Raw genomic sequence first — 14,066 nt, forward strand, 5'->3', positions numbered from 1 at the left:
TCCCCCGCCTCATCTTTAGGAGCCTGGATGACCGCGGAACCGCCCGCCGTCGAACTCAAGGGGATCACCAAGCGGTTCCCCGGCGTTGTGGCCAACTCCGACGTCAACCTCACCGTGCGCAAGGGCACGATCCACGCGATCGTCGGTGAGAACGGGGCCGGTAAGTCCACCCTCATGAAGATCCTCTACGGCATGCAGCCGCCCGACGAGGGCGAGATCATCGTCGAGGGCAAGCCGGTGCGCTTCTCCTCGCCGCAGGGTGCGATCGAGGCCGGCATCGGCATGGTGCACCAGCACTTCATGCTCGCCGACAACTTCACGGTCACCGAGAACGTGGTGCTCGGGGCCGAGAAGCTGCACGGGATCGGGTCGGGGGCAAGAGCCAAGATCGAAGAGATCTCCCAGCGGTACGGCCTGGGCGTGCGCCCGGACGAGCTGGTGGAGAACCTCGGCGTCGGCGACCGCCAGCGCGTGGAGATCCTCAAGGTGCTCTACCGCGGCGCCCGGATCCTCATCCTCGACGAGCCGACCGCGGTGCTCGTGCCGCAGGAGGTCGACGAGCTCTTCGGCAACCTCCGCGAGCTCATCCGCGAGGGCCTGACCGTCCTGTTCATCTCGCACAAGCTCGACGAGGTGCGCGCGGTGGCCGACGACATCACGGTCATCCGCCGCGGCACCACCGTCGCCTCGGTCAAGCCCGCCGAGGTCACCGCCCGCCAGCTGGCCACCCTGATGGTCGGCAGCGAACTGCCCAGCCCCGAGGCGCGCGAGTCGACCGTCACCGACGAGCCGGCCCTGGTCGTCGAGGGCCTCACGGTCCTGGGCCCGGAGGGCCGCCCGGTGGTGGACAACGCCACCTTCACGATCCACCGCGGCGAGGTCGTCGGCATCGCCGGCGTCGAAGGCAACGGCCAGGCCGAGCTCGCCGAGGCGATCATCGGCATGCGCCCGGCCACCGGCACCATCCGGCTCGGCGGCCAGGACGTCTCCGCCTGGTCCACCCGCCGCCGCCGCGAGGCCGGCATCGGCTACGTGCCGGAGGACCGGCACCGCCAGGGCCTGCTGCTGGACGCCCCGCTGTGGGAGAACCGGATCCTCGGCCACCAGACCGAGCGGCCCAACGCCCGCGGCTTCCTCATCGACGTCGGCGGCGCCCGGCGCGACACCCAGCGCATCGTCGAGGAGTACGACGTGCGCACCCCCAGCATCGACGTCGCCGCCGTGGCGCTCTCCGGCGGCAACCAGCAGAAGCTCATCGTCGGCCGCGAGATGAGCCACGAGCCGAAGGTCCTCGTCGCCGCCCACCCGACCCGCGGGGTCGACGTCGGCGCCCAGGCCGCGATCTGGGACCACATCCGCAGCGCCCGCATCGCCGGCATGGGCGTGCTGCTCATCTCGGCCGACCTGGACGAGCTGATCGGTCTGTCCGACTCGCTCAAGGTCATCTATGGTGGGCGGCTGGTGGCCGACGCCGACCCGGCGAGCGTCACCCCCGAACAACTGGGCGTCGCCATGACCGGCGCCACGGCCGAGGAGGCCACGATCGAGGAGGCCCAGGAGTGAGCGCGGAAGGAACCGCCGTCGCCTCCGCACCGCCGTTCTGGCGGCGCATCGACCCCGCCAAGCTCGTACCGCAGCTGATCGCTCCGGTCGCCGCGCTGGTCCTGGCCGCCGTGATCTCCTCGATCGCGCTGCTCATCACCGACAAGGACCCGATCCAGGCGTTCTCCCACATGTACGACTACGGCCTGGACCCGGACTCGATGGTCGAGATCCTGAACAAGGCGAGCGAGTACTACATCGCCGCCGTCGCGGTCGCCATCGGCTTCAAGATGGGCCTGTTCAACATCGGCGTCGAGGGCCAGTCGAAGATCGGCGCGTTCATGGCCGGCGCGCTGGCCAGCGCCTCCTTCATGAGCTGGATGCCCGGCTCGCTGCGGATCGTGCTCATCATCGTGGTCGCCGCCATCGTCGGCGCGATCTGGGCCTCGATCGCCGCGCTGCTCAAGACCCAGCGCGGGGTCAGCGAGGTCATCTCGACGCTGATGCTCAACGCGATCGCCGGGCAGGTGGTGACCTGGCTGCTCAACGACCACTGGGGCACGCAGGCGCCGAATGCGCAGATCAAGACCACCGGCATCCTGCCCAAGGACTCCTGGATGCCCGGCCTGCCGATCATCTCCGGCACCGACGAGAAGGTGCTCGGCTTCCTCGTCATCGCCGTGGTGCTCGGCCTCGGCTACTGGTTCGCCATCAACCGCACCCGCTTCGGCTTCGACCTGCGCGCCACCGGCTACAACCCGTTCGCGGCCACGGCCAGCGGCGTGAGCGCGAAGAAGATGGTCATCACCGCGATGGTGATCTCCGGCGCCATCGGCGGCCTGGTCAACCTGCCCCGCATGCTCGGCGAGACGCACACCTACACCGAGGGCTTCGGCGGCATCGGCTTCACCGGCATCGCCGTCGCTCTGCTGGGCCGCAACCACCCGGTCGGCATGGCGCTGGGCGCGATCCTGTGGGGCTTCCTGGCCCGCTCGCAGATCATCCTCGACCTCGACGACATCCCGAAAGAGATCGTGGTGATCATGCAGGGCACCGCGGTCCTGTCCGTGGTCGTCGCCTACGAGCTCGCCACCCGGATCGGCCGGCGCGCCCAGCAGAAGCGGGTCGGTGCCGCCACCGCGGCCCCGGCCGGCTCGGCCCCGCTCGCCATGAGCTCGGAGGAGTCGAAGTGAGCACCGACACGATGCTCTCCACCGCCGCGGCGGGGCCGGTCGCGCCGCGGCGCCGCCGGATGAGCACGGCCCGGATCCTGCTCGTCATCGCCGGCGTCCTCGTCGGCCTGTCGCTGGTACACCTGATCACCGGCGCCGACGACGTCACCTCGCAGGGCGCCATCCAGGCCGCGCTGCAGGCGGCCGTGCCGATCGGCCTGGCGGGCCTGGGTGGCCTGTGGTCCGAGCGGGCCGGCGTGGTCAACATCGGCCTCGAGGGGCAGATGATCCTCGGCACCTGGTTCGGGGCGTGGGGCAGCCTGCAGTACGGCCCGTGGCTCGGCCTGCTCATCGGCATGGCCGGCGGCGCGATCGGCGGCCTGCTGCACGCGCTCGCCACGGTCACCTTCGGCGTGGACCACATCATCTCCGGTGTGGCGATCACGCTGCTGGCGCCGGGCATCACGCGGTACCTCTCCTTCATCACCTGGGGCAGCGGCGGCGCGACCCAGTCGCCCGCGCTCAAGCCGGACCAGACGGTCCCGCGCGTCTCGGTGCCCTTCGTCGACCGGCTGGCCGGCCTGGAGAAGCACCACTGGTTCCTCGTCAGCGACCTGGCCGGCGTGCTGCGCGGCCTGCTGGTGCAGGTGTCGCTGGTGACGGTGCTCGCCGTGCTGCTGATCATCGGGACCTGGCTGGTGCTGTGGCGCAGCCCGTTCGGCCTGCGGGTGCGCTCGGTCGGCGAGGATCCGCGGGCGGCCGAGAGCCTCGGGATCAACGTGTACAAGTACAAGTACTACGGCGTGATCATCTCGGGGGCGATGGCCGGCCTGGGCGGCGTGTACCTGTCCACGGTCAGCTCGGCGATCTTCCGCGAGGGCCAGACCGGCGGCCGCGGTTACATCGGCCTCGCCGCCATGATCTTCGGCAACTGGCGCCCCGGCGGCCTGGCCGTGGGCGCGTCGCTGTTCGGCTACACCGACGCGCTGCAGCTGCGGCGCGGCTCCGAGTCCGTCCACGCGCTGCTGATCCTGGTCGGCGCGCTGCTGCTGGCGCTCGCGGTGTGGGAGTTCGTGCGGCGCAACCGCGTGGTCGCGGTGGCCGCGGCGGTGCTGGGCGTGCTGTCGTACGTCCTGTATTTCTCCGTCGACAAGATCCCCACGGCGCTCGTGCAGGCCGCGCCGTACCTCACGGTGCTGGTCGTGCTCGCCCTCGCCGCCCAGCGCCTGCGCATGCCCGCGGCCGACGGCAAGCCCTATCGCCGCGGCGGATGAGCCGCAGCAGGCAAGATTGATCCGTGAACTCTCTACCGGTTGATTGGGAAGCGCTGCGCAGCGCGGCGGTCTCGGCCATGGAACGGGCGTACGCGCCGTACTCCAAGTTCCCGGTCGGCGCCGCCGCGCTGGTCGACGACGGCCGGGTCGTGGCCGGCTGCAACGTGGAGAACGCCTCCTACGGCCTCGGCCTGTGCGCGGAGTGCGGCCTGGTCTCCAATCTGCAGGTGACCGGCGGGGGCCGGCTCGTCGCCCTGGCCTGCGTGGACGCCGAGGGCCAGCCGCTCATGCCGTGCGGCCGGTGCCGGCAGCTGCTGTGGGAGCACGGCGGGGCGGGGCTGCTCATCGACCACGCCGGCGGGCCGCTGCCGATGTCGGCGCTGCTGCCGTACGCCTTCGACGACGCCGATCTCGCACGCGTTCACGAGCGCGAGATGGACCTCACCCCCACGGTCCCGGCCGCCCTGGCCCTGAAGGTCGGCAGCGGGACCGTCTTCGTCCATCCCGACATCGCCGAGGGCCGGCAGGTCTGGACGTCGTACTGGGAACGCTCGTCCGGCACCGGCGACGACGAGCCGGCGGGCATCCTGGAGGAGGGCCCGATCTTCGCCACCGCCGCGGAGGCGGTCGACTGGGGCCGCATCCGCACCCCGCGGGTCGTCGTCGTGGACGCGAAGGGCACCGCGAGCTGGGCCGGCGACACCCCGCGCCCGGCCGGCATCGAACAGGACTGGAGCAGCCGATGAGCTTCGCGGCCGTGGACGTCATCCGCGCCAAGCGCGACAAGGGCGTCCTGAGCGACGACCAGATCGACTGGGTCGTCGCCGCGTACACCCGCGGCGAGGTGGCCGACGAGCAGATGTCCGCCCTGGCGATGGCGATCCTGCTCAACGGCATGACACCGGGGGAGATCGCCCGCTGGACGGCGGCGATGATCGCCTCGGGCGAGCGGCTGGACCTGTCCAAGGTCGGCCGCCCCACCGTCGACAAGCACTCGACCGGCGGCGTCGGCGACAAGATCACGCTGCCGCTCACCCCGCTGGTGGCCGCCTGTGGCGCCGCCGTGCCCCAGCTCTCCGGCCGCGGCCTCGGCCACACCGGCGGGACGCTGGACAAGCTGGAGGCGATCCCCGGCTTCGGCACCAGGCTGTCCAACGAGGAGTTCATCGAGCAGCTGCGCACCGTCGGTGCGGCGATCTGCGCCGCCGGCGAGGGCCTGGCCCCGGCCGACCGCAAGCTCTACGCCCTGCGCGACGTCACCGGCACGGTCGAGGCGATCCCGCTCATCGCCAGCTCGATCATGAGCAAGAAGATCGCCGAGGGCACGTCCGCGCTGGTCCTGGACGTCAAGTTCGGCTCGGGCGCGTTCATGCGCGAGGTCGCCGACGCCCGCGAGCTGGCGCGCACGATGGTGGAGCTGGGCAAGGCCCACGGCGTGACCACGGTCGCCCTGCTCACCGACATGGAGATCCCGCTCGGCCGGGCCGTCGGGCACTCGGTCGAGGTCGAGGAGTCGCTGGAGGTCCTGGCCGGTGGCGGCCCGCAGGACGTCGTCGCGCTCACCCTGGCCCTGGCCCGCGAGATGCTCGACGCCGCGGGCCTGGGCGACGCCGACCCGCAGGATGCGATCGACGACGGCCGCGCGATGGACTCGTGGCGCGCCCTGGTCCGCGCCCAGGGCGGCGACCCGGACGCGCCGCTGCCGGTCGCGAACGAGGTGGAGACGATCACCGCGGGGGCTGACGGGTTCGTGTCCGGCCTGGACGCGTACGCGGTCGGCGTAGCCGCCTGGCGCCTCGGCGCCGGCCGCGCCCGCAAGGAGGACCCGGTGAGCAGCTCGGCCGGCATCATCCTGCACCGCAAGCCCGGCGAGCCGGTCCGCGCCGGCGACGTGCTCATGGAACTGCGCGCCGAGGACGCCGCCAAGCTGCCCGCGGCACTGGAGGTCGCCCGCGGCGCCGTCACGCTGGCCGAGGTACCCCCGGCCAAGCGGCCCCTGATCCTGGACCGCATCTCCTGATGCACGGCTCGTCTTCGACGGCCAGCTGGCCGACGGCTATTGTGCGCGGGTGAGCGTCACGGCGCCGGAACCGCAGCGCGTGCGGGAGGCGACCCTCGAGGAGCTGCACCGCCTGCGGCTGCCCCTTCCCCCACCCGACTTCCCGCTGGTCTGGGAGCCGGGGGACCAGATCGAGCTGCGCCCCGGCGCCGAGATCGAGGCGCGGGCGGCGTGCCTGAACGTGGTCCTCGCCCGCGCCTACGGGATGCCGCCCGAGCTGGCTGTCCACTGGCTGGCCGAGGCGCGCCTGATCGAGCGGCTCACCCCGCCGGAGTGGCAGTTCGTCGCCGACGGCGTCGGCGACGAACGCGCGTTCGCCCTGCACGTGGAGGCGCTCTTCGCCCTGTCCTGGCTGCTGGGCATCGCGATGGACCTCGACCCGCTGCGCACGGCGGCCGAGGGGCTCATGGAGCGCCTGCCGAACCTGGCCGCGGGCGAGAGCTTCGATTCCTGGCGCCGCCGCACGCTGGCCGCCCCCCGCTCGGCGGTGACCGCGGCCGAGCAGCTCGACCTGTATTACTGCCTGGACTGGTCCCTGCAGGAGTGCGAGCGGCGCCGGCTGCCGCTGCCGGGGCAGATCGACTCGAACGCGGCTGGGCAGCGGCGGTGGGCGCTGGAGTGGGCGGTGGTCTTCGCCGGGCCGTACCACGGGGCGCCGCCCGGCTGGGAGCAGGTCGACCTCTCCACCTGATGCCGTCGCGCCGGCTCTATATACCTTGGTTTCGGGTTCGCGGCGCATTCAGCGCGGACGCCAGACGGTGAGGTCGACGTCCAGGGTGGCGGCGATCGGCTCCGGCATGGTTTCCAGGACGGTACGCACCGTGGCCGCGTCGGTGTGCCATGCGCTCGGACCCATCCCCACGAGGGCGTGCGCGTCGGCGGCCGACAGGGCCAGATCGGCACGGACACGGCGGTCGGACACCGGTACGAACCATTGATCCAGGCTCTTGCTCAGCCGCTCCCGCTTGGCCGGGTCGACGCGGATGAGGCCCAGGGCGTCGACCAGCTCGCCCAGGTGGCCCGCGGCCGGAGTCGCGACGACCAGGGCGCCGTCCGGCCTCAGGACGCGGGCGAACTCCGCGCCGGAGCGCGGGGCGAAGACGTCCAGGACGACCGCGGCGGCGTGGTCGGCGATCGGGATGCCCTGCCAGATGTCGGCCCGTACGGCACCGATGCGCTCGTCGGCCCGGGCCGCCCGCCGCAGGGCGGCCTTCGACGTGTCGATCGCGACTCCGACATCACCGATCTGCCGGACTATCTCTACCAGGTAGTGCGCCGTGCCCGCGCCCACCTCCACCACGAGGCCGGGGGAGAGCCGCGCGACCGTCGCCGTCACGGCCTCGGTCAGGGCCGCGAAGTGGCCGGCTGCCAGCAGGGCGGAGCGCGCCGCCACCATCTGCGCCGTGTCGCCGGTGTGGACCGGGCGGCCGGCGGTCAGATCGACGTACCCCTGCCGCGCGATGTCGAAGGAGTGCCCCTGCGGGCACCGCAGCGCCCGATCGGCGGACACGAACGGCGCGCGGCACACGGGACAGCGCAGATGGGTGATGACGTCGGGTCGCACACGACTAGTGTCGTTCCATGGCTGCATCCACCTCTTCGACGGGCTCCACCCGTTCGACGGGCCCAAACCTCGACGAGATCCGTCGCGTGCCCAAGGCGCTGCTCCACGATCACCTCGACGGCGGGCTGCGCCCCGCCACGATCCTCGACCTCGCCGCCGAGATCGGCCACGAGCTGCCGGCGGCCACCCCCGAAGGCCTGGGGGAGTGGTTCGTCGCGGCGGCGGACTCGGGGTCGCTCGAGCGATACCTCACCACCTTCTCCCACACCGTGGCCGTGATGCAGACCGCCGAGGCCCTGCACCGGGTCGCCCGGGAGTGTGCGCTCGACCTCGCCGCCGACGGGGTGGTGTACGCCGAGGTGCGCTTCGCCCCCGAGCAGCATCTGGAGCGCGGCCTCGCCCTGCCCGAGGTCGTCGAGGCGGTGCTGGACGGCTTCCGCGCGGGCTCGGCCGAGGCGGCGGCGCAGGGCAGCCCGATCCGCGTCGGCACGCTGCTCACCGCGATGCGCCACGCGGCGCGCTCGATGGAGATCGCGGAGCTCTCGATCCGGTACCGTGACGCTGGCGTCGTCGGCTTCGACATCGCCGGGGCCGAGGCCGGCTACCCGCCCACCCGGCACCTGGACGCGTTCGAGTACCTCCAGCGCGAGAACTCACATTTCACCATTCACGCCGGCGAGGCGTTCGGGCTGCCGTCCATCTGGCAGGCGCTGCAGTGGTGTGGCGCGGACCGGCTCGGACACGGGGTGCGCATCGTCGACGACATCGGGTCGGACAACTCCCTGGGCCGGCTGGCGGCGTACGTGCGCGACAAGCGGATCCCGCTCGAGCTCTGCCCGTCGTCCAACGTGCAGACCGGCGCGGCCCCCTCGATCCGCGAGCACCCGATCGGCCTGCTGCGCGACCTGCGCTTCCGGGTGACGGTGAACACGGACAACCGGCTCATGAGCGGCACCAGCATGTCGCGCGAGATGGCGCTGCTGGTCGAGGCGTTCGGCTACGGCTGGGCGGAGTTGCAATGGTTCACGGTCAATGCGATGAAAAGCGCCTTCATCCCGTTCGACGAGCGCTTGGCGTTGATCAATGATGTGATTAAACCGGCGTACGCCAAGCTGGCGTGATGTCCGGATTTGTCGCCGGTGATCATCTGGGTGTATCGGGTAAACCGCCCCGCGTAGTCGGATGATTGCCGGCAAACCCGGGCCAAGTGGACATTTATTTCCTCCTTGTACATAAGGTGCAGCGGCGGGCCTGGGCTTTCTTCTTGGCACAGGACATGGTGGAATCTCGGAGGTCTGGCCCAGTAGGGTCGGCCGGTCGCGGGTGCCTGCTGGTTCACTAGGCGCCGGTTCGGAGGGCGGTGAAGTGAGCAAACGGCCATCGACGCGGGAGCCGGTCTCGTCGCGTCTGCGTTTCCCGATCGGCCGGCTCAGAGACCTGCCGATCTGGTCCAAGCTCGGTCTGATCATGATCGTCCCGATCATCGCGACAATCGTGGTCGGCACCAACGGTCTCGTCGGCAACATCGGCGAGGCGAACGACGCCGACCGGGCCCGCACCCTCTCCGGCCTTTCCGAGCAGGCCTCGGCCCTGGTGCACGAGCTGCAGAACGAGCGGGCCAACGCGGCCATGCTGCTCGGCTCGCTGGACAACAACGCGGCCGTCGAGGCGAAGAGCGTCTTCGAGCGGCAGATCCAGAAGACGGACGACGCCGGCAAGCAGTATCTCACCCGCTCCGGCCTGGCCGACCCGTCCGAGGACTTCCGCCGCCAGCTCACCGCGATTGACACGCAGCTGCGCGACCTGACGGACATGCGCAAGCAGATCGCCGACGGTGGCAAGGACATCCTGGCCAGCACGGTCGTCGCGCGATACCGCACGCTGATCGACGACCTGCTCAGCATCCGCGGCACCGCGGCCGAGCTGTCCAACAACCCCTCGCTCGGCTCGGACATGCGTGCCGCCTCCGCCATCTCGGAGATGAAGGAGCAGGTGGCCCTGGAGCGGGTCGTCGGCATCCGGGCGCTCACGACGAGGGCGTTCACGCCACAGCTGCGCAAGGAGTTCCAGTCCGCGCTGACCGGCCAGGAGCAGGCGGAGGAGACGTTCCGCACCAACTCCCAGCCGTGGCACCGTGACCTGTTCGACAAGAAGCGCTCCGGCTCCGACCTCAAAGAGGCCTCCACCTTCGAGGGCGTGCTCGGCCCGCTGACCACGGACCGGCTGCCGCCGGACATCTTCACCCCCACGGCGTGGGACAACGCCATGGTCAACAAGGCCAACCTGCTGCGCGGCATCGAGATCGAGTTCGACGAGCACAACACCGAGGTCGCCGCCGCGCACTACAACGACCTGCAGCGCCAGGTGCTCGTCACCGCCGGTGCCCTGCTCGGCATGCTGCTGCTGGCGATCCTCTTCGCCTGGATCGTGGCCCGGTCGATGGCCCGCTCGCTGCGCGAGCTGCGCCACGGCGCCCTCACGGTCGCCCAGTTCGGCCTGCCCCAGGCGGTGCAGCGCCTGCGTGACCCGTCGCTGGCCACGCAGATGTCGCCGCACCAGGTCGCCCTCCAGATCGCCGAGCCGCTGCCCATCCGCAGCCGCGACGAGTTCGGCCAGGTGGCCGAGGCGTTCAACGCCGTCCACCTCGAAGCCGTGCGCACCGCGGCCGAGCAGGCCGCGCTGCGGGCCAGCGTCGCCACCATGTTCGTCAACCTCGCCCGCCGCTCCCAGATCCTGGTCGACCGGCTCATCGGCCACCTCGACCGGCTGGAGCGCGGCGAGGAGGACCCGGACCGCCTGGCCGAGCTGTTCCAGCTCGACCACCTGGCCACCCGGATGCGCCGTAACGACGAGAACCTCCTGGTCCTCGCGGGCGCCGACTCCACGCGCATCCAGCGCGAGCCGGCCCCGCTGATGGACGTGCTGCGCGCCGCGCAGTCCGAGGTCGAGCACTACACGCGCATCGAGTTCGGCATGATCGACCGGGACATCGAGATCGCGGCGCACGCGGTCAACGACATGGTCCACCTGGTCGCCGAGCTGCTGGACAACGCCACGGCGTTCTCGCCGCCGGACTCGGCCGTCATCGTCGAGGCCCGCCGCGTCGGCGACCGCGCGGTGCTGCTGGTCGAGGACCACGGCATCGGCGTCTCGCCCGAGCAGCTGGCCGAGCTCAACGACCGGCTCGCCAACCCCCCGATGGTCGACGTGGCCGTCTCCCGGATGATGGGTCTCGTCGTGGTCGCCCGGCTGGCGGCCCGGCACGGCGTCAAGGTCGAGCTGCGGGCGGCGCGCGAGCGCGGCACCATCGCCGACATGACGCTGCCGGCCGGCGTGCTCGTCCCGCGGGCGCTCTCCGGGCGTGTCTCGGCCGGGATGCCGACCGCCGGCATGCCCGCCGTCGGCCCCAACGACGTCGTCCAGGCCCGGCCGATCCCGTCGACCCCGGCCCCGCGCTCCCCGCTCGCCTCGCCCCTGGCGCTGGAGAGCGGCCCGGCGGGGCTCGGCGGCGGCTTCAGCCCCGCACCGGGCCCCGGCGGCTCCGGCTCCGGCCCGCGCTTCGGCACCCTGACCAGCAGCGGCCTCTTCGGCGGCGGCGGACCCGGCGGCAGCGGCAACACCGGCGAGCGCCCGACCGTCAACGGCTTCGCCAACGGCGCCCCGCCGCGCCCCACCCCGCCGCCGCCTCCGGCGCGCCCGAGCCTCCCGCCCGCGGGCGGCTTCGGCCGCGGTGAGGACACCGGCGGCTTCAGCCGGGGCGGCGGCCTCGGCCGCGACTCGGGCGAGTTCAGCCGGGGCGGCCTGGGCCAGGGCACCGGCGAGTTCAGCCGCGGCAGCAACGGCTTCGGCCACGGCCCCGACCGGGGCGCCAACCCGGAGCCTCCGGTCCCCGGCCGCGGCGGCGACCGCAACGGCGGGCGCAGCCTGCCGGCGTGGTCCGACCTCACCGGCGTCGGCGAGGACGCGTTCTCCGACCGCGACGGCGGCGGGCCGAACGAGCTCAACCCGCTGCCGCAGCGCCGCGCCAACGAGAACTGGCCGGCCGACAACAACGAGATCACCGACGCCGAAGAGGTGAGCGGCCCGATCCCGCGGCAGCGCCCCGGCTTCGGCGCCTACGACGACGCCCCGGCGGCCCAGGGCGGCCCGGCGAGCCACATGGCGCCCCAGTCGTCCGCGTGGCCGCCGCCCGATGCCGAGCCGCCGCAGCGGCCCGAGCCGATCGCGGAGCCCTACGCGCCGCTCGACATGACCGCCGAGATCCCCCGGGTCCGGCTGGACTGGGACCCGGCGCCGAGCGAGGGCGAGGCGAACGGCTCCCAGCAGCGCTTCGTCGACGAGACGATGGAGCTGCCGATCTTCCGGGAACTCGAGTCCGCGTGGTTCACGAGCAACCGCCCGCCCCTCGGCGACCCGGCGCCCGCGACCGCGCCCCCAGTTCAGACGCCTCCTGCGAGCCCCGCGCCCGCCCCGTCGGCGAGCCCCCGGCCGGTCGAGGTCACCTACAGTGAGGCGCCCGCCCAATACGTCCCTCCGCAGCGTTTTGAAACCCGTAGTCCGGGTGAAGCTTCGCGAGGTTCGGCCGACCGGGCGTCGAGCGGTTCGGCAGTAAACTGGCACACTGCGGCAGACGAAGGATGGCAAGCGGCAGCGGCAATCGCCGACGCGCAGGAATTCGCGACGACCGACATGGGTTTGCCTAAGCGCGTGCCGATGTCGCAGCTGGTTCCAGGCGGGGTTGAAAAGAACCCGGCCGTTGCGCACAAGCGGACGCCGGAGTCCGTGCGCGGTCTGCTGTCGGCGTATCACCGAGGCGTTCAGCGCGGCCGCACGCGGTCCGACGACTCGAAAACCCCGGAGCCGACACCGGCCGGGCCTCAAAACTCGCAGGTTGGCAAGGAGCAAGAGGCATGACATCTACGCAGGATCTAGGTTGGCTGCTCGCCAACTTCGCGGACCGAGTGCCGGGGGTCGCCCACGCGGTCGCCGTCTCGGCGGACGGTCTGCTGTTGGCGTCTTCTCGCGACCTGCCCCGCGACCGTGGGGACCAGCTCGCCGCGATCGCCTCCGGTCTGGTCAGCCTGACCCAGGGCGCCTCCCGCTGCTTCGAGGGTGGGGCCGTGCTGCAGACTGTTGTCGAAATGGACAATGGCTTCCTGTTCCTCATGTCGATCTCCGACGGCTCGTCGTTCGCGGTCCTCGCGGCCCGCGCGTGCGACGTCGGTCAGGTCGGCTACGAAATGGCGTTGCTGGTCGACCGGGTGGGTGACGCTCTCACGCCACCACCCCGGCCAACGGCCTCGATGCTCGGCTGAAGCTGAACTTGAACTTGAACTTGGTGACAGAGCAATATCCATTTGCTGCACAGACATACTCATCATTGGCTGCTTACGAGGCCCGACGAGTGAGGAGGTGAACGGCGAACATGGCCGAACGCGATGAGCCAACGGGCGCGTTGGTAAGGCCGTACGCCGTCACCCGAGGTCGCACCCGGCCCAAGCTGGAGATTGCGATCGAGGCTCTGGTCGAGACCACCGTGCGTGGCCGGGCGGCCAACACCCGGCCGGGCGGTGCTCACGGCCAGGAGCAGCAATACATTTCAACGCTCTGCGACGGTCGTCTGCAGTCCCTCGCCGAGATCGCGGCGCGCATGCAGCTTCCGCTGGGTGTCGCCCGCGTCATCGTGGCGGACATGGCTGCCGACGGACTGGTCGCGGTGTACGAGCCGACCTCGCTCGACGAAAACGAGTCGGTGGGCACAGAACTGCTTGAGAGGGTGCTGAGTGGACTTCGGAGGCTCTGACGTGGCGCACCGCCCAGGGCGGGTCACGTCAGCGAAGATCGTCATCGCCGGTGGTTTCGGCGTGGGCAAGACCACATTGGTCGGCTCGGTCTCGGAGATCACGCCGCTGACCACCGAGGCCATCATGACCTCCGCCGGTGTCGGTGTGGATGACACCCGCAATGTGCCCGGCAAGACGACGACCACGGTCGCGATGGACTTCGGTCGTATCTCGATCGACCGGGACCTGATCCTGTACCTGTTCGGCACCCCGGGCCAGACCCGTTTCTGGTTCATGTGGGACGAGCTCGTACGCGGCGCCATCGGTGCGGTCGTCATGGTGGACACCCGGCGGCTCGCCGACTGCTTCGCCGCAATCGACTTCTTCGAGCACCGGCGGCTGCCCTACCTGGTGGCCATCAACTGCTTCGACGGCGTGCAGTACCACAACGCCGACGACGTGCGGGAGGCGCTCGCGATCTCCAGCGACGTGCCCGTCGTCTCGTGCGACGCGCGCTCGCGAGAGTCGACCAAGAACGTGCTCATCTCCCTGGTGGAGTACGTGCTGTCGATGCGCCGCACCCGCGCCACGGCGCCGGCGTAACTGCCACCGCACCGCCGCAAGACACCCACTCAAGCCACAGACGCGCACCGAGCACCCGAAAGGGCCGCC

The 14,066-nt window shown here is 71.4% G+C and carries 12 protein-coding genes; 11 read left to right on the forward strand and 1 reads right to left on the reverse strand.

The genetic code is table 11. The features are described 5' to 3' along the window. The first annotated feature begins 27 nt into the window (after positions 1 to 27). The 6 genes from ACQPY0_RS05700 (at position 28) to ACQPY0_RS05725 (ending at position 6,738) form a co-directional block, all read left to right on the forward strand. A complete protein-coding gene (locus ACQPY0_RS05700) occupies positions 28 to 1,563 on the forward strand; it encodes an ABC transporter ATP-binding protein (RefSeq protein WP_432985644.1) in 1,536 nt (511 codons plus the stop codon). Continuing rightward, on the forward strand, positions 1,560 to 2,735 hold the full coding sequence (locus ACQPY0_RS05705; RefSeq protein WP_432985646.1) for an ABC transporter permease: 1,176 nt from the start codon (positions 1,560 to 1,562) through the stop codon (positions 2,733 to 2,735). Before ACQPY0_RS05700 ends, ACQPY0_RS05705 begins: the two co-directional genes overlap by 4 nt. Continuing rightward, positions 2,732 to 3,988, forward strand: a complete 1,257-nt coding sequence (locus ACQPY0_RS05710; RefSeq protein WP_432985648.1) for an ABC transporter permease — start codon at positions 2,732 to 2,734, stop codon at positions 3,986 to 3,988. Before ACQPY0_RS05705 ends, ACQPY0_RS05710 begins: the two co-directional genes overlap by 4 nt. Before the next feature lie 77 nt (positions 3,989 to 4,065). Continuing rightward, complete coding sequence (locus ACQPY0_RS05715; protein WP_432995021.1) at positions 4,066 to 4,734, forward strand: cytidine deaminase; 669 nt, start codon at positions 4,066 to 4,068, stop codon at positions 4,732 to 4,734. Further along, complete coding sequence (locus ACQPY0_RS05720) at positions 4,731 to 6,008, forward strand: thymidine phosphorylase (protein ID WP_432985650.1); 1,278 nt, start codon at positions 4,731 to 4,733, stop codon at positions 6,006 to 6,008. The genes ACQPY0_RS05715 and ACQPY0_RS05720 overlap by 4 nt, the downstream gene beginning before the upstream one ends. Positions 6,009 to 6,057: 49 nt before the next feature. Continuing rightward, positions 6,058 to 6,738, forward strand: coding sequence for a DUF4272 domain-containing protein (locus ACQPY0_RS05725; RefSeq protein ID WP_432985652.1), 681 nt, complete (start codon positions 6,058 to 6,060; stop codon positions 6,736 to 6,738). A gap of 48 nt (positions 6,739 to 6,786) precedes the next feature. Here the strand turns inward: ACQPY0_RS05725 and ACQPY0_RS05730 are convergent, their stop codons facing one another. Further along, a complete protein-coding gene (locus tag ACQPY0_RS05730; RefSeq protein WP_432985654.1) occupies positions 6,787 to 7,611 on the reverse strand; it encodes a putative RNA methyltransferase in 825 nt (274 codons plus the stop codon). 17 nt (positions 7,612 to 7,628) lie between these two features. On the opposite strand from ACQPY0_RS05730, the gene ACQPY0_RS05735 reads away from it, so the two are divergent. From ACQPY0_RS05735 to ACQPY0_RS05755, 5 genes are all read left to right on the forward strand, one after another. Beyond that, entirely contained in the window at positions 7,629 to 8,732 is a 1,104-nt protein-coding gene (locus ACQPY0_RS05735) for an adenosine deaminase (RefSeq protein ID WP_432985655.1), read from the forward strand. Positions 8,733 to 8,976: 244 nt separating this feature from the next. Then, complete coding sequence (locus tag ACQPY0_RS05740) at positions 8,977 to 12,525, forward strand: nitrate- and nitrite sensing domain-containing protein (protein WP_432985657.1); 3,549 nt, start codon at positions 8,977 to 8,979, stop codon at positions 12,523 to 12,525. Beyond that, a complete protein-coding gene (locus ACQPY0_RS05745) occupies positions 12,522 to 12,926 on the forward strand; it encodes a roadblock/LC7 domain-containing protein (RefSeq protein WP_432985659.1) in 405 nt (134 codons plus the stop codon). Before ACQPY0_RS05740 ends, ACQPY0_RS05745 begins: the two co-directional genes overlap by 4 nt. A gap of 110 nt (positions 12,927 to 13,036) precedes the next feature. After that, complete coding sequence (locus tag ACQPY0_RS05750; RefSeq protein WP_345124324.1) at positions 13,037 to 13,414, forward strand: DUF742 domain-containing protein; 378 nt, start codon at positions 13,037 to 13,039, stop codon at positions 13,412 to 13,414. After that, positions 13,395 to 13,997, forward strand: a complete 603-nt coding sequence (locus tag ACQPY0_RS05755; RefSeq protein WP_345124326.1) for a GTP-binding protein — start codon at positions 13,395 to 13,397, stop codon at positions 13,995 to 13,997. Before ACQPY0_RS05750 ends, ACQPY0_RS05755 begins: the two co-directional genes overlap by 20 nt. The last annotated feature ends 69 nt before the right edge of the window (positions 13,998 to 14,066 follow it).

Source organism: Dactylosporangium sp. CA-233914 (genome assembly GCF_050942935.1).
Taxonomy (GTDB): domain Bacteria; phylum Actinomycetota; class Actinomycetes; order Mycobacteriales; family Micromonosporaceae; genus Dactylosporangium.